We start from the raw sequence: 15,119 nt of genomic DNA, 5'->3' as shown, positions 1-15,119 counted from the left end.
GATGGAGAGTGGGTATGCCGGACGGGCGTGATTTCACCCAAATCATGGTGGTGGCGGATGACTTCACTGGTGCGAACGATGCGGGCGTCGGTTTGGCGCTGCAGGGCGCGCGGGTGAATGTGATGTTTGACGTCACGGCTATCCATACCGGACAGACAGATGACGCGCTGGTGGTGAACACTGACAGCCGTGCTGTCACGGCTTCTGTGGCGGCGGAGCGGACCGCACAGGCGGTGGCGTTGTGGCGTAAAACCGGCGCGCGCGGTTGGATCGTTAAAAAGATGGATTCGACCCTGCGTGGTAACCCTGGCGCAGAAATAGACGCGGCACTGAATGCGGCGGATCTGTCGCTGGCATTGATTGCGCCTGCCGCGCCGACGCTGGGGCGCATTACCCGTGACGGGCAGGTGTGGGTACATGGCGTGTTGCTGACGGATACCGAATTCGCCAGCGACCCGAAAACGCCGGTACGTTCGGCATCCATCGGTAAACGACTGGCGGAGCAAACCCAATTGGCTCAGGCAGCGTTGTCGCTGGACGAGGTGCGTGGCGGCAATCTGGCGGCTCGACTGCAACAGCTCAGTGATAGCGGTGTGCGGCTGGTGGTGCTGGATGCAGAGAGTCAACAGGATCTCGACCGTATTGTTGCGGCTGCCGCCCAATTGGCAGAAAAACCGCTGCTGGTCGGGTCTGCCGGGCTGAGTGAGGCGCTGGCGCAGCATCTGTCGTTCCCGGCACCGTGCCGGTCGTTGCTGGCGGTGATTGGTTCGATGAGTGAAATTGCTCAATTGCAGATTAAGGCGGCCGGTCAACGACCCAATGTGCGGTTAATCGATGTTGATATCGCCGGGTTACTGACGATGGATGACGGTTTGCTGGTGCACATCAGTCAGCAGGCGGCGGCCGTGTTGGCCACAGGACAGCACTGTGTGCTGCGCACCTGCCGTGACGATAATCAGCGATTTGAGGTGGACAGTCTGTGCCAGCGCTACGGCATGAGTCGTCAGCAACTGGGGGAGACCATCAGTCGCCAACTGGGTGAACTGACGCGGCGTATCGTGCAGCGTCAGCGACCGGGCGGGCTCTATTTATCCGGCGGGGATATCGCCATTGCGGCCGCGACCGCGTTACAGGCCAGCGGATTTCATATCAAAGGACAGATTGCTTCCTGCGTCCCCTGGGGACGTTTGCTCGACAGCCTGGTAGGCGATATTCCCGTCATGACGAAAGCGGGCGGGTTTGGCGATGAGGCCACCCTGCTGAATGTATTGCGTTTTATTGAGGAGAGCGTGTGTGAGTAAAATTATTGCGGTAACTATGGGTGACCCGGCGGGCATCGGCCCGGAAATCATCATCAAGTCGTTGGCCGAAGGCGAACTGTCCGGTGCACCAGCGGTGGTGGTGGGCTGCGTACAGACGCTGCGCCGTATTCTGGCGTTAGGCGTTGTGCCACAGGTCGAACTCAACGAAATCGAACGGCCTGCCGACGCACGTTTCGCTCCCGGCGTTATCAACGTGATCAACGAGCCGCTGGCTGACCCGCAGGGCCTCAAGCAAGGCGTGGTGCAGGCGCAGGCGGGCGATCTGGCCTACCGTTGCGTGAAACGCGCCACCGAGCTGGCGATGGCGGGCGAAGTCCATGCGATTGCTACTGCGCCGCTCAACAAAGAGGCGCTGCACTCCGCCGGTCACCTCTATCCGGGGCACACTGAATTGCTGGCGAAGCTGACCCACAGCCGTGACTACGCGATGGTGTTGTACACCGACAAACTGAAAGTGATTCATGTTACGACCCATATTGCGTTGCGTAAATTCCTGGATACGCTTAACCGCGATCGGGTTGAAACCGTGATTGCGATGGCGGATACCTTCCTCAAACGTGTGGGCTATCAGTCGCCGCGCATTGCGGTTGCCGGGGTGAACCCACATGCGGGTGAAAACGGCTTGTTTGGTGATGAAGAGATTACTATTGTCGGCCCGTCTATCGAGGCGATGAAAGCCAAAGGTATCGACGCCTACGGCCCGTGCCCGCCGGATACGGTGTACCTGCAGGCATACGAAGGGCAATATGACATGGTGGTGGCGATGTACCACGATCAGGGGCATATTCCACTTAAGCTGCTGGGCTTTTATGATGGAGTGAATATCACCGCCGGGTTACCGTTTATCCGCACCTCGGCGGACCACGGTACCGCGTTTGATATCGCCTGGACAGGTAAAGCGAAGTCTGACAGCATGGCGATCTCCATCAAACTGGCGATGCAACTGGCCTGATATAATCGCGGTATGGAGCCTGTTGAAGATGTCGTGGGGTGCAACATTGACTGATACGTTACGCGTAAATGGAGAGCGAGTGAGAGGACAAAGCCGTCTTGATCAGATTCTGGATTATCTGAAAAGCCATAATCTGGTGACGGTGGATGAACTTGTGACGGTCATTGATGCGTCCCCGGCGACCATTCGCCGCGATTTGATCAAGCTCGACGAGCAGGGCGTCATCAGCCGTAGCCACGGCGGGGTGACGCTCAACCGTTTCATCCCTTCTCAGCCGACGACCAATGAAAAGCTGCAGCGCAGCCTGGCGGAAAAGCAGGCCATCGCCCGGCGGGCGGCGACACTGGTACAACCGGGAAATGCGGTGGTGTTGGATGCCGGTACTACCATGCTGGAACTGGCACGCAACCTGACGCATCTGCCGCTGCGGGTGATCACCGCCGATTTGCAGATAGCGCTGTTTCTCTCTGAGTTCAAGCAGATAGAAGTGACGATCATCGGTGGGCGTATCGACGATAGCAGCCAGTCCTGCATCGGCGAGCACGGTCGTCGTTTGTTGCGCAGCGTCTATCCGGATATTGCCTTTATCAGCTGTAACTCGTGGAGCCTGGAGAAAGGCATCACCACCCCCACGGAAGAAAAAGCGGGCATCAAACAGGATCTGGGTATGAACGCCAGCCGTCGGGTGTTGCTGGCCGACAGCAGCAAATACGGCGCTTACTCACTGTTTTGCGTGTCTGCGTTGAATGAACTGACCGATATCATCACGGACAGCGGCCTGTCGCCAGACGTGGAGCGTCAGTTACGAGGTCAACCCTTTATGCTGCAACTGGTGAGTGTAGAAAGCCGCTGAATGGCGGCTTTCCTGTCGCTCTTTTTTCTTCATACTTTCTTCTTCATACCTTTCTCTTTACGCCTTTTTCTTGTGTATGCCTTCGCGTTTCGATGCTTTTCGGCTCATGCGCCCGGCGACTTTGGTTGCCGGAAATCGGCATATGTCCCGCTGTCATCGTGTGTCAGGATAGGTGTTTATACCAGCAGGCAACTAAGGAGATGACGATGGGGATTACCCGCCTGAATCACGCGGTGTTGTATGTGTCCGACGTGGAGAAAAGCACCGCATTCTACCGTGATACGTTAGGGTTTCGCCCCAAGCCGGGCGGCAGTCAGGCCGTATTTACCCAGGCGGCGGAATCGGATAACGATCATGACCTGGCACTGTTCGCCAAAAATCTCGGTCAGCAGCGGGCTGGCGTGTTTCGCGCTCGCGGCGAGCAACCTGGCGAACATGAGCCACCGGCGGGTTTGTACCATTTGGCCTGGGAGGTGGATACGTTGCATGAACTCAAGCGGATTCGTGACCGGCTGGCGCAAGAAGGACGGTTGGGGCTGGAGGAAGACCATGGCGTGCATAAAAGCGTATACGGCCACGATCCGGACGGCCTGCTGTTTGAAGTCACCTGGTTTATTCCTGCGGATCAACTGACGCAGGCGGATCGTAACGCCAGGGGAATTCAGCCACTGGATTTCGACAAAGAACTGGCGCGTTTTGGCTAACCGGATATGACGGGCATAGGCTGAGGCATCTCAGCCTATGTGCCGCTTATTGATCCCATTTGGCTTTGGGCGGCTGATAAGACAGCGCTTTGTCCAGCACCGCTTCGGGGCTGTCTGAGACGATCAGCATGTCGAGGTAATCCTGCTTCATGAAGCCATCGCGCACGGTGCGGGCGACAAAATCGATAAAGCCATCATAGTAGCCGTTGACGTTGAACAGGATGCAGGCTTTGTGATGCAAGCCCAACTGCGCCCAGGTCCACTGTTCGATAATTTCTTCCAGCGTACCGGCACCGCCCGGCAACGCGATGAACACATCCGCCAGTTCAGCCATTTTCGCTTTGCGCTCATGCATGTCTTCGGTGATAACCAGTTCAGTGAGCGTCGGGTGTGCCAGTTCTTTATTCACCAAATGCTTAGGGATAACCCCGGTTACCTGACCGCCACAGGCCAGTGCGGTATCCGCCACCAGTCCCATCAGGCCCACCTTTCCACCACCGTAGACAATGCCGGCGTTCTGGCTGACCAGATAGCGGATAAGGGATTGCGTCTGTTGCTGATAAATCGCGTTGTTACCGGGAGCTGAACCGCAAAATACGCCGAACTTCAACATAGTATTCCTTCTGTGGCCTGAGTTGATCGATGCTGTCTGTCAGATGACGGCGGGAGCGAGTGGGGTATGCCTTCGCACGATGAACCGGAACGTTATCGCGCTATCAGCATAATCGAAACCGGTAGGAGGGGCTATCGGACGATAATCAGATTGGATAAGCAGATTGGATAATAAGCAGATAGTGAGTGAGGCGCTGGCGTGGTGTGGTGACAAGGGGCTCGTTACGGGTTGCCCGGCGATACCGGGCAACCTGATGACGACTTACTCGCTTACTTCATGCCAGCCGCGATGGTATCGACATTGTGTTTGAACGCTGCCGTGTAGGTGGCGGCGGGGCCGTTGCTGTCGGTCAGCGCTTCCGGGTAAAGCTCGCCACCCGGCTGTGCGCCACTGGCATCGGCGATTTGTTTCACCAGACGTGGGTCGGTCTGGTTCTCGATAAAGTACAGTTTCACGTGCTCTTTCTTGATCTGATTGATCAGTGTAGCCACGGTTTTACTGCTGGCTTCCGACTCGGTGGAGTAGCCCACCGGCGACAGGAAACGCACCCCGTAGGCGGCAGCGAAATAGCCAAACGCATCATGGCTGGTCAGCACTTTACGTTTCTCTTTCGGGATGGCGGCAAACGTCTGGGTGGCGTAATTATCCAGTTGTTGCAACTGCTGGATGTAGCTGTCGCCCTGTTTACGGTAATCGTCGGCGTGTTCCGGGTCCGCTTTGACCAGGGCACTGACGATGTTGTGGGCATAGACGATACCGTTTTTCATGCTGTTCCAGGCGTGCGGATCGGTGATGGTTTTCCCGTCTTCTTCCATTTTCAATGTTTTGATGCCGTTGGACGCGGTAATGACCTCACCTTTGTAGCCCGAGGCTTTTACCAGACGGTCCAGCCAGCCTTCCAGCCCCAGTCCGCTGACAAAGACGACGTCCGCCTGTGACAGGGTTTTGCTGTCTTTTGGCGACGGTTCGAATTCATGCGGGTCACCATTCGGTTGCACCAGATCGGTGACGTGGACGTATTGGCCGCCAATCTGGCTGACCATATCGCCCAGTACCGAGAAACTTGCCACCACATTCAATTCTTTCGCCATTGCCAGTGGACTCAGTAACAGGCTGGACAGTGTCATAACCAAAATGGAACGTTTCATCTTTTCCCCTTCATCTCGTTGCCATGCAAAACCATGATGTGTCAGCGACGTGTGCGCAACATGCCGCCATTAGAACCAAACAGTACCGAAAAGCAGAAAAATAGCGTGGTAGTAAGAATGACTGCCGGGCCAGCGGGCAAGTCAGCGTAATAAGACCAGGTCAACCCCACCAGGCTGGCACAGGCACCAATGCCCACCGCCGTCAGCAGCATGATGGGCAGACGTTGACTCCAGAAGCGGGCGCAGGCGGCCGGTAGCATCATCATGCCGACGGCCATCAGCGTGCCGAGTAACTGGAAGCCCGCCACCAGATTGAGCACCACCAGCGACAAAAACAGACCGTGGATCAGCGCCCGCGACCGGCGTGACAGAATTTTCAGAAAGGTGACGTCAAACGACTCGATCACCAGCGCCCGGTAGATCAACGCCAGTACCAGCACCGAACAGGAACTGATGGTGCCGATGGTGATAAGCGCACTGGCATCGATAGCCAGAATCGAGCCGAACAGCACATGCAACAGGTCGACACTGGAGCCGCGTAGCGATACCAGCGTGACGCCCAGTGCCAACGAACCAAGGTAAAACCCGGCGAAACTGGCGTCTTCTTTCAGTTCGGTATGGCGGCTAACCACGCCAGACAACATGGCCACCGCCAGCCCGGCGATGAAACCGCCGACCCCCATAGCGACCAGCGACATGCCCGATATCAGGTAGCCGATCGCCACCCCCGGTAACACCGCGTGGGACAGCGCATCACCGATCAGGCTCATACGGCGCAGCAGTAAAAAACAGCCGAGCGGCGCGGCACTCAGGGTCAGCGCCAGACAACCCACCAGCGCCCGACGCATAAAACCGAAATCACCAAATGGCTCGGTCAACAGATGCAGTAACGTCATGGCACCAGCCTCAGTTGCGGCGGCGTGGCCACGGCCGTGGGGGTATGCAGTACATCGGGACTCTCGCCCCACCGGGGGCCTTCCGCACTGAGCATCAGTACGCGGGGAAAGTGGGCTTCCACTTGTTCCAGGTCATGTAACACCGCCAGAATGGTGCGTCCTTCCTGATGCAGTTGTCGGATAACGGCCAGCAGGGTGCGGGTAGTCTGAGCGTCGATACCGGTAAAGGGTTCATCCAGCAGAATAACCGGCGACTGCATCACCAGCAGTCGGGCAAACAGTACGCGCTGTAACTGGCCGCCTGAAAGCGTGCCGATGTGCGCCGGTGCGAATTCCGCCATGCCGACGGTATCCAGCGCGTCGGTGGCTTTTTTTCGCCACGCACCGGAAATACGGCCGAACATCCCGCAATGCGGGACACACCCCATCAACACCAGGTCGTTAACGCTCAGTGGAAACTGGCGATCAAATTCAGTCAGTTGGGGCAGGTAACCTAACTGGCGTCGCGCCTGCGGTGCCATACAGAAATGACCGCCCAGTGGTGGCAATAGACCGGCCAGTGTTTTAAGCAAGGTGGATTTGCCTGCGCCGTTCGCGCCGATAATGGCGGTCAGCGAGCCGCTGTCAAAGCATCCGTCCAGCGTACCCAGCGGGGGCTGGCCCGAATAACCAAATGTCAGTGAATGTAATGCGATCATGCCAGTGCCACCGCCCAGGAAATCAAACCCCATAACAGCACCAGCAACACACCGGCGATACCCAGCCGGGCCACAGCGGAAAAAGCGTAAAGACTGGTCACAGTATCCTCCATCAGAATCGTTATAATATAACATAACGGTTTTATGCCAGTCGATGAGAGGTAAGAAAATGTGTCAGGGCCTCTGCGGCGGCAGGGGATGAGGCGTGTACAGCCGAGGAAGGTCTCAGATCAGCGTTTGAGTGGGGGATGTCGCTGCTCGCTCCTCTTTTGCCTGTCGCGACAAGGTGGGTGAGTGACTCTGCGGGATTACATATTTTGTCGCATTTTATTTTTTCAATTTGCCATATTCAGGAGGATTCTCGTTGTGCATTTTTTTATATAACGAATGGAGTGAGTGTGAGCAACCGGATAACGTACTCGTGCGTCGCCGTGCTGGTGGCGACATTGTTGGCAGGTCAGGCAGCACAGGCGCAGGATAAAATTCAGCTAACCTACGCCGGGTCGATGGGCGTGGTAATGGACAAGGCGCTGGGGCCGACGTTTGCCCAACAACAGCATCTGACCTATCAAGGGCAGGGGCAAGGCGCATATGGTATGGCGCGTCTGCTGGCCAGTAAGAAGGTGGTGGCAGATGTGTTCGTGTCTATCACGCCGGGGCCGATGCAGATCCTGAAAGAGGCCGGGCTGATTGACGAGGCGATACCGGTTGCCAGTACCCGCATGGTGATTGCCTATAACCCGAAAAGCCCGTTCGCTGCCAGACTGGCCGCCTCGGATAAGGCCCACAACAGCGACTGGCTGGCGGTGTTGCAGGATACATCGCTAAAATTTGGCCGTACCGACCCGTATAACGACCCGCAGGGGCAGAATATCGTGTTCACCATGCTGCTGGCCGAGAAGTATTACCACCAGCCAGAGGCGGCGAAAAAAGCGCTCGGTGAGGTACAGAACCCGGCGCAGGTCTTTATGGAAGGGGGATTGCTGACCCGGCTGGAGTCAGGCCAGATCGACGCCACCTCCGGTTATGAAAGCGCGGTACGCTCCGCCAAACTGCCATACGTGACACTGCCTGATGAAATCAACCTCAGTAACCCGGCGATGTCAAAACAGTGGTACGACACCGTGAGTTTCACCATCAAAGACAGTGCTGGCAAGGATCAGGTATTGCACACTCAGCCATTGGTGTTTTACGCCGCGGTGCTGAAGAACGCACCCGATGCGCCGCAGGCCCGACAATTCGTCAACTTCATGTTAAGCCCGCAGGGGCAGGCGCTATTTCACCAGAACGGCTATGACGTACCGAAAGGGACGGCGCTTTACGCCGCGAAATAGCCGACGATGACGTTCTGGCTGGCGATACCCGCTTTGCTGCTGTTGGCGGTACCGTTTGTCACGCTGCTCGGCATTACTCCCTGGCATCATTTTCAACTGGCATGGGGCGATGGCGATGCTATCGCTGTTTCCGTTGGCCTCGGTTTGCTGGCGATAGCGTTGGTTATCGTGCTGGGGTTACCGGTGGCGCTCTGGCTGGCACGTGCGAGCCGTTCTCGCCGTCGCTGGCTGGTGGAGCTGTTGGTGATGATCCCGCTGCTAACGCCGCCGCTGGCGATGGGGATTCTGCTGGTCTCGGTATACGGGCCGTACAGCCCTATCGGCGTGCTGTTATCCCGCGTAGGGCTGGCGTTGGTCAATAATCCGGCTGCGTTCGTGGTCGCACAGGTATACGGCGCTTTGCCGTATTTCATTACTGCCGCCCGTTCCGCTTTTGCCAACATACCGCCCTCGGTGGACGAGGCCGGGCGTATTTTGGGGGCGAACGCCTGGCAACGCCTGATTTACCTGACCATGCCGCAGGCCGCCTCTGGTCTGGCGGCCGCGGTTGCGATTGCCTGGGTTCGGGCGATGGGCGAATTCGGTATCGTGATGATTTTCGCTTATTTTCCGCAGGGTATTCCGGTGAAGCTGTACATCAACCTGCAAAACGACGGGGTCGATGCGGTGTATGCGTTGGTGTGGCTGTTGCTGGCGATGACGTTGCCGCTGCCGTTGCTGTGCCTGCGCTGGGCAAACCAGCGTCAGGCGCGAGATATACCGGTGTAACCGGTGGTATTGTAGTGCCAGAACTGGCATCAGGCATCACGAATGCATCAGGTATAGAGTGCGTAGCCGTGCAGTGCAATCAGCCGTGCGCCGTCCAGTGCATCGCCATCAGGTGGCGACAGCCGCTGTTGCCAGCTTTCCGTCAGCCAGGGGCGAATATGCAACCCGATGCTGCCCATTAGCGACAGGCGGGGCAGATCATGGGTCGCCACGGCGGCCAGCAACCCTTCCACCTCGCGGGCGGTCTGTTGCAGCAGGCTGATTGACAGCGCATCGCCCTGACGGGCGCAGTCAAACACCGGCCGGGCAAAACGGGCGTAGTCACCCGGCCTGGCTTGATTCAGCCAGGTCGCTGCGTCCGCGTCGTTATCAAACGGCAGCGTCTGTTGCTGACTTAACGCCGATGGCGTAGCCCAGCCTTGTCTGACACCCCACAGGTGTTGCAGGGCCGCAAGCCCGAGACGCGCGCCGCTACCCTGATCGGAAATCGGAAACTCATGGCCGCCGTAGGCGGTGATGGTGCGTTGATGCCAGGCCAAACCACAAGAGCCGGTTCCGGCGATCACGACCCCGGCGTCGTTCCCCCGGTTCACCGCCAGACAGGCACCCAGCGCATCGGTATTGAGTATCTGTGCGGCATCAGGAGAAGGCAGTGCCAGAAATGCCTGATAAGCGCGGCGATGTTCGGCACCGGCCAGCGCCAGGCCGACGTGTAAACGCGCGCGATCCTGCGACGGTAGTCCGCTGTGCTCCAGCGCCTGCAACAACGCCTCATCCACCGCGTGACGTACCGTTTCCACGCCCAGTAACAGATTGGCGCGACCGCCGACACCCTGTCCGAGTGGCGTGCCGTCAGCCCGATAAATGCGCGCCCGACAACCGGTGCCGCCGCCGTCAACACCGGCATAAAGTGCTTCCCCGGTATACGGTGTGGCGGTCATGAACGGGCCTCCTGGCTCAGGTAAGGCAGACACGCCGAGGCAAGCGCACCGCTAAAGCAGATTTGCTCCGGCGCGTGTTCTGCGATGTTTGGCAAGCGTAACAGTAGCGCCAGTTCGTGGGCACAGCGTTGTAATAGCGCTACGGCCAGCGGGTCGGCAGGGTGGGCGAGGATATCGACCGCCAGCGTGGCGTAGTCACTGGCCTGGGCCTGCTTTGACCACTCGACAACCTGCTCAATCTGGTGATTGAAACGGGCAAACAAGGTATTGACCAGCGGGGTGAGCGGTGTCATGCCCTCGACGGCTTGCAGCATGGCTTGTACGCCCCACAACCCAAGCCGCGCCTGACTGGCCGGGTCGCCCACGGGAAACAGGTTGCCGCCATAGTGCTGCAACCGACCCTGCCGCCAGCATAGCAGCCGGGTGAAGGTGCCGGTGACAACCAGAAAGCGGTCTTCATCCGGCCACCGTTGCTGGCAGAACGTGTATTCCGTCTGCCAGTCAAACGGGACGTCACCATTGAGCGGCAACGGAACCAGTGGAGTGGATGTGTCATACCGTTACTGTGCTTTCTGTTGCTGCCGGTTGGCGGCAATCGTCTGGTTAAGCCGTTTCACGTCGTTTTCCGTCAGGCGCAGATACTCGTCGTACGAAACCTGATTGTTTAGGTACTGCGTAAAGCGGGTGAGGATAATCGGGTAAAGTTCATTGCCGCCCAGACTTTCCATTTTTTCCCAGTCGAAGACATACGCCGGGATTTTGGCGATTTCGGCACGTGCGGTATTCAGACCGTCGATCACGTGCTGATCCTTGGTCTGATAGTGCAGGTCGGGAATATCGGCACCGACGATAATATTAAAGCGCTCGGCGATTTCACGCTGAATGGCATCGCTACCCAGCCACTCCATGAATTCCGCCACTTCTTTCGGATGCTTGCTGGTTTTGAACGGCATAATAAAGGTGGCACCGCCCATTGAAATACATTTTTCCTTGCAGGGGGCAGGGAGCATTTTCCAGTCGAAGCCGTTGCCGATTTGCTTGCTGAACTGGTTTAACTGCCAGTTGCCGGAGAAATAGGTGACGATGTTGCCGTTCACAAAGTCGTCCGCCATGCTCTTGTATTGTCCACCGCCTGCCGCTCCCCACATTTCACGCGGGAAAATCCCTTCGTCTGACCAGCGTTTCAGGTCTTTGATCCACGCCTGTGCGGCCGCGTCGGGGAAGTTAATCAGGCCATCTTTGTCGTAACGGGTACCGTAGGAATACGCCGGGCCGGAGAAACGAAAGCCACTGCGGTCAATGGTAAAAGGAATGGTGACACCGGTTTTGGCCGCGACCTGTTTTGAGGCCTGCATCAGTTGTTCCATGGTGTAACCCGGTTGCGGCAGTGGCACACCGGCTTGCTGGAACAGCGTCACGTTAACGAACGGTAAGTCGGCCGTCCAGGAGGCGACAAAACCCGGCAGGGCGTTGTCTTTGTGCACCCCTTTGATACGCATGATTTTTTCAATACCAGCACCGTAGCGTTTTTCAAATCCGGCTGGGTCCGCCAGATAAGGGCGCAGGTCGAGGGTGTAGGAGAGCAGGCCCATCTGGGTGGTTTTGGCGATATCCGGCCCCAGACCGGCGGCCAGTTGCATCGGCAACTGGGTTTGCAGCGCGTTATAACCGGTGCTGACAAAATTCACGTCAATATGATCGTTATGTTGTGAAAACGTCTTCACTTTCTGTTCCATGAAATGGACCAGTTCCGGGTCGTCGTCGCTGTATAAAAAGGTAATCTGTGTTTTTTCAGCGAAGGCATGGCTGCTGGCAATGGCACCCAGCGTCATGAAGGAAAATAACAGTGCGTGCTGATAGCGATTCATCATTCTCTCCCACCCATTATAAATAGCTGACCCGTCATGGGTCAGGTTGCAGGTGCATTGGCATTATTGACCGATGATTCCAGGTTTATTTCGACGACCCTAGAACGTGAATGCAAATTTGCATGAATAAGCCATTCAGCGGCTTATCATGAACAAAAATGGTGTTCTTTTCTGTGAGGCATATTAAATATATTTCGATAGTACGCTGAGTCAACGTCTTTTTGTGATAAGAATCGCATATTGTTCACGCGATAATTTACTCTATAATGCAAAAATACGATGTTAAGTGCAAATTGCCTAATTATGCAAATTTGCATTAATTGCGTGCTTATACTGAGCCGGGTAGTGAAAAAGCGTCGTAAACTGGCAGTGGAAAATAGCACTGCGCCAAATAACGGCAGAGGGCGCACAGTAATAGTGCAAATAACCACAATAGTGCAAATAAATACCTTCAGGTATTTCTGGGTTATTAGTTTTTTCTTATTGAATAATACATTTTTGCTATTTCATTTATACCTTTGTGCGGTAACAAGGAATCGCCATGAATATCGGTTGGGTGTTAAAGAAAAATAGTGTGATTAACCGGTTTATGATTACCGAGCTGGAGGAGAGTGATTATCCTGCAGAACCGGATACGTTACCGGATAATGTTAACTATCGTTTTATTAATGGCTTTGTCGATGTCGGCGTATTGCCTTGTCGGGTGCGTTTTCTGCGGGAAACGGCCCCCCGTGCGATTAGCCTGCCGGAATCATTGCGTTTTCACACGCTGTGGAGCGGTGGCGATGATAGCCAGTCCGTCAATTTCAGCGATTTCTGGCCGTGCCCCGCCCATGTGCAACGCTTCGCCCGTTGCTATGTGCATAGCGACAGCCTGCAAGCGGCCCCTTTCCAGCTGTCTACCTGCGGTGGCGTAACCGTATGGCTCAATGGCAAGCAGATTTGCCGTTTCACACCGTTTAGCCGTAACACCGAGCAGCAATGCGAACTGACGCTGCCCTTGCAACTGGGGCTGAATACGCTGGTGGTGCATGCTGAAGAGCTGTGTGAGCGTGATACCGACTATCTGTTCAGCCTGCGCTATGTCGGTGAAAGGCCGCTACGCTGGCAGGTTGCGCCGGATGCGGCCTGTAGTGAGCGCATGTGGGCGTTGGACCGCTGGCTCAACAGTGTGTCGCTGGTTGATAACCTGACTGACGGCGACGAGCTGGCCCTGCGTACCGACATACCGCTGCCGGAAACGGTCGAGCTGCACCACCATCTGCTGTGTAACGTCAACGAATCGGTACCCCCCTGGCAGCAGCAGTCGACACTGGCGGCGGGGAATACCGGCTGGCAGGTGACACTGCCGGATGGGCTGGTAGGGTATTACGATGTGGTATGTCGTGTCGTGTGCCACGGCATCACCCTGACGCGCAGCCTGAGCTTCGGTCGTTTGCCAACGCAAACGATGTCGATGCACACCACGCCCGCGCTGTCGACACTGGCGGCCAGACGCGATTACCTGTTACGCCACATCGCGTTGCACGGTTTCGAGCGCATCGGTCGGGTGCTGGCCGCCTTTGCCACGGGCGAAGGGACGGACCGCATCATGCCTGCGCTCAATCAGGCGCTGCATAAAATCAGCCGCCGGGAAGACTGCGCCGATTTTCAACTGGTACCACTTATCTGGCTGTGGCAACGCTATCAGGGTCAGCGACTGGCGGCCCATGACTGGCGGCGTGTGCGCAGCGCGATTCTGGGCTTTCGTTACTGGATAGACGAACCGGGCAACGACACCATGTGGTTTTGGAGTGAAAACCACTGTCTCTGTTTCCATGTCGCACAATATCTGGCCGGGCAAAACTTTCCTGATGAGGTGTTCGTGTGCAGCGGCCGTCGGGGGCGCGAACAGCAGGCTATCGCCCATCAGCGCCTGGACAAATGGTTTGACGCCATTCTGGAGCACGGGCTAGTGGAGTGGAACTCTGCGGCGTATTACCCCATTGATCTGATTGGACTGGTGGCATTAGCCGAACTGGCCAGCGATGACAGCCTGCGCACCCGCGCCCGCACGGTGATTGACCGTATTATGCTGATGACTGCCTGGATACACCAAAACGGTGTGGCGGTTGGCACCATGGGGCGGGCTTACGATAAAGAGCTGCGCTCCGGCATGTTGACCGAGTTGTCCGGGTTGTGTGCGCTGGTCTGGGGCGAAGGGTGGTTGATTCCGCATTGTGCGGCGCTGCCGCTGTTGTGCCTGAGCCAGTACCAACCGCCCGATGAAACGTACGCTATCGCCCAGTGGCAGTCACCTCAGGGCGCGCAGGCGCGCTGGGTGCAGGGGCTGAACCGCAGTGCCCGCGTCATTGCCTGGAAACAGCCGGATGTCGCGTTTTCTTCCGTGTTTGATCACCACCCCAGCCAGCCGGGGCATCAGCAGCATGTGCTGGATATTCGTCTGGGTCGTCATTACGCCGCCCGACTGTGGGTTAACCATCCCGGTGAAGATCGCCCCGACGGGGTACACCGCCCGTCGTACTGGGCGGGGAATGGCCGCCTGCCGCACGTGATGCAGCATCGCAATCGTGCCTGGATTGTCTTCGATTTGCAGCAGGATCTCCGCCGCTGGACCCACCTTTACCTGCCGCGCACCGCACTGGACGAGGTGGTGGTGGAGTCGCACTGGTGTTTTGTGCGCGGCGGTAACGGCTACGCGGCGCTGCATAACCCGGCGGGGCTACAGACCCATACGCCGGACGGCGGGCAGCCGGATAGTGAACTGCGCGCCGTGGGTGAGCGCAATGTCTGGTACATCGCGGTGGACAGCGGCCAGGGTGCGGCGGATTTTCAGGCGTTTATAGACCGTTTCCGCCACCGTCAGGCGCAATGGGCGGATGACGGCGGCGTCGCGTTTGATGACCCGGAATACGGCCTGATGCACTGGCATCCCGCACAGGGTTTTACAGTTAATCATCATCCTTTCATCTTTCCCGACACGGTGTCGGTAATGCCTGAGCGTACCGAGGAGGATCGGTAA

14 protein-coding genes are annotated in these 15,119 nt (G+C 57.2%); 7 read left to right on the top strand and 7 right to left on the bottom strand.

Annotated elements, in window-relative coordinates; genetic code table 11:
- Positions 1-14: 14 nt before the first annotated feature.
- From dtnK to DZE2538_RS16370, 4 genes are all read left to right on the top strand, one after another.
- Positions 15-1,301, top strand: a complete 1,287-nt coding sequence (gene dtnK / locus DZE2538_RS16385; RefSeq protein ID WP_038916810.1) for a D-threonate kinase — start codon at positions 15-17, stop codon at positions 1,299-1,301.
- Positions 1,294-2,274, top strand: coding sequence for a D-threonate 4-phosphate dehydrogenase (locus tag DZE2538_RS16380; RefSeq protein WP_038914611.1), 981 nt, complete (start codon positions 1,294-1,296; stop codon positions 2,272-2,274). Before dtnK ends, DZE2538_RS16380 begins: the two co-directional genes overlap by 8 nt.
- Positions 2,275-2,302: 28 nt before the next feature.
- Positions 2,303-3,127: a DeoR/GlpR family DNA-binding transcription regulator gene (locus DZE2538_RS16375; RefSeq protein WP_016940560.1), complete on the top strand. Its 825-nt coding sequence runs from the start codon at positions 2,303-2,305 to the stop codon at positions 3,125-3,127.
- Positions 3,128-3,333: 206 nt separating this feature from the next.
- Complete coding sequence (locus DZE2538_RS16370) at positions 3,334-3,831, top strand: VOC family protein (protein ID WP_038914610.1); 498 nt, start codon at positions 3,334-3,336, stop codon at positions 3,829-3,831.
- 46 nt (positions 3,832-3,877) lie between these two features.
- On the opposite strand, the gene DZE2538_RS16365 is transcribed toward DZE2538_RS16370, so the two are convergent.
- From DZE2538_RS16365 to DZE2538_RS16350, 4 genes are all read right to left on the bottom strand, one after another.
- On the bottom strand, positions 3,878-4,444 hold the full coding sequence (locus DZE2538_RS16365; RefSeq protein WP_038916809.1) for an LOG family protein: 567 nt from the start codon (positions 4,442-4,444) through the stop codon (positions 3,878-3,880).
- Positions 4,445-4,713: 269 nt separating this feature from the next.
- Positions 4,714-5,592: a metal ABC transporter substrate-binding protein gene (locus DZE2538_RS16360; protein WP_038916808.1), complete on the bottom strand. Its 879-nt coding sequence runs from the start codon at positions 5,590-5,592 to the stop codon at positions 4,714-4,716.
- Positions 5,593-5,633: 41 nt separating this feature from the next.
- Positions 5,634-6,488 carry a metal ABC transporter permease gene (locus DZE2538_RS16355; RefSeq protein ID WP_016940557.1) on the bottom strand — a complete coding sequence of 285 codons (855 nt, stop codon included), beginning with the start codon at positions 6,486-6,488 and terminating at the stop codon, positions 5,634-5,636.
- Complete coding sequence (locus tag DZE2538_RS16350) at positions 6,485-7,186, bottom strand: metal ABC transporter ATP-binding protein (RefSeq protein ID WP_023640729.1); 702 nt, start codon at positions 7,184-7,186, stop codon at positions 6,485-6,487. The genes DZE2538_RS16355 and DZE2538_RS16350 overlap by 4 nt, the downstream gene beginning before the upstream one ends.
- Before the next feature lie 398 nt (positions 7,187-7,584).
- On the opposite strand from DZE2538_RS16350, the gene DZE2538_RS16345 reads away from it, so the two are divergent.
- Together DZE2538_RS16345 and DZE2538_RS16340 are read left to right on the top strand one after the other, a co-directional pair.
- A complete protein-coding gene (locus DZE2538_RS16345) occupies positions 7,585-8,520 on the top strand; it encodes an extracellular solute-binding protein (protein WP_019843427.1) in 936 nt (311 codons plus the stop codon).
- A gap of 6 nt (positions 8,521-8,526) precedes the next feature.
- Entirely contained in the window at positions 8,527-9,288 is a 762-nt protein-coding gene (locus DZE2538_RS16340) for a molybdate ABC transporter permease subunit (RefSeq protein WP_038916807.1), read from the top strand.
- 47 nt (positions 9,289-9,335) lie between these two features.
- Here the strand turns inward: DZE2538_RS16340 and DZE2538_RS16335 are convergent, their stop codons facing one another.
- The 3 genes from DZE2538_RS16335 to DZE2538_RS16325 are packed head-to-tail and all read right to left on the bottom strand — an operon-like array spanning position 9,336 to position 12,097.
- On the bottom strand, positions 9,336-10,229 hold the full coding sequence (locus DZE2538_RS16335; RefSeq protein ID WP_038916806.1) for a glucosamine kinase nucleotide-binding domain-containing protein: 894 nt from the start codon (positions 10,227-10,229) through the stop codon (positions 9,336-9,338).
- On the bottom strand, positions 10,226-10,759 hold the full coding sequence (locus tag DZE2538_RS16330) for a glucosamine kinase (RefSeq protein ID WP_236616972.1): 534 nt from the start codon (positions 10,757-10,759) through the stop codon (positions 10,226-10,228). Before DZE2538_RS16330 ends, DZE2538_RS16335 begins: the two co-directional genes overlap by 4 nt.
- Before the next feature lie 30 nt (positions 10,760-10,789).
- Complete coding sequence (locus DZE2538_RS16325; RefSeq protein WP_023640724.1) at positions 10,790-12,097, bottom strand: ABC transporter substrate-binding protein; 1,308 nt, start codon at positions 12,095-12,097, stop codon at positions 10,790-10,792.
- Positions 12,098-12,638: 541 nt separating this feature from the next.
- Between DZE2538_RS16325 and DZE2538_RS16320 the strand changes: the two genes are divergently transcribed.
- Positions 12,639-15,119 (top strand): hypothetical protein, encoded by a 2,481-nt coding sequence (locus DZE2538_RS16320; protein WP_038916804.1) that lies wholly within the window; start codon positions 12,639-12,641, stop codon positions 15,117-15,119.

It is taken from the genome of Dickeya zeae NCPPB 2538 (genome assembly GCF_000406165.1).
GTDB lineage: Bacteria > Pseudomonadota > Gammaproteobacteria > Enterobacterales > Enterobacteriaceae > Dickeya > Dickeya zeae.
This window is presented reverse-complemented; position numbering and strand designations above follow the sequence as displayed.

Excerpts from the sequence above, each read along its gene's own strand:
- DZE2538_RS16360 (WP_038916808.1), bottom strand. The coding sequence starts at position 5,592 with ATGAAACGTTCCATTTTGGTTATGACACTGTCCAGCCTGTTACTGAGT.
- DZE2538_RS16340 (WP_038916807.1), top strand. The coding sequence starts at position 8,527 with ATGACGTTCTGGCTGGCGATACCCGCTTTGCTGCTGTTGGCGGTACCG.
- DZE2538_RS16370 (WP_038914610.1), top strand. The coding sequence starts at position 3,334 with ATGGGGATTACCCGCCTGAATCACGCGGTGTTGTATGTGTCCGACGTG.
- dtnK (WP_038916810.1), top strand. The coding sequence starts at position 15 with ATGCCGGACGGGCGTGATTTCACCCAAATCATGGTGGTGGCGGATGAC.
- DZE2538_RS16355 (WP_016940557.1), bottom strand. The coding sequence starts at position 6,488 with ATGACGTTACTGCATCTGTTGACCGAGCCATTTGGTGATTTCGGTTTT.
- DZE2538_RS16350 (WP_023640729.1), bottom strand. The coding sequence starts at position 7,186 with ATGATCGCATTACATTCACTGACATTTGGTTATTCGGGCCAGCCCCCG.
- DZE2538_RS16325 (WP_023640724.1), bottom strand. The coding sequence starts at position 12,097 with ATGAATCGCTATCAGCACGCACTGTTATTTTCCTTCATGACGCTGGGT.
- DZE2538_RS16335 (WP_038916806.1), bottom strand. The coding sequence starts at position 10,229 with ATGACCGCCACACCGTATACCGGGGAAGCACTTTATGCCGGTGTTGAC.
- DZE2538_RS16365 (WP_038916809.1), bottom strand. The coding sequence starts at position 4,444 with ATGTTGAAGTTCGGCGTATTTTGCGGTTCAGCTCCCGGTAACAACGCG.
- DZE2538_RS16375 (WP_016940560.1), top strand. The coding sequence starts at position 2,303 with ATGTCGTGGGGTGCAACATTGACTGATACGTTACGCGTAAATGGAGAG.
- DZE2538_RS16320 (WP_038916804.1), top strand. The coding sequence starts at position 12,639 with ATGAATATCGGTTGGGTGTTAAAGAAAAATAGTGTGATTAACCGGTTT.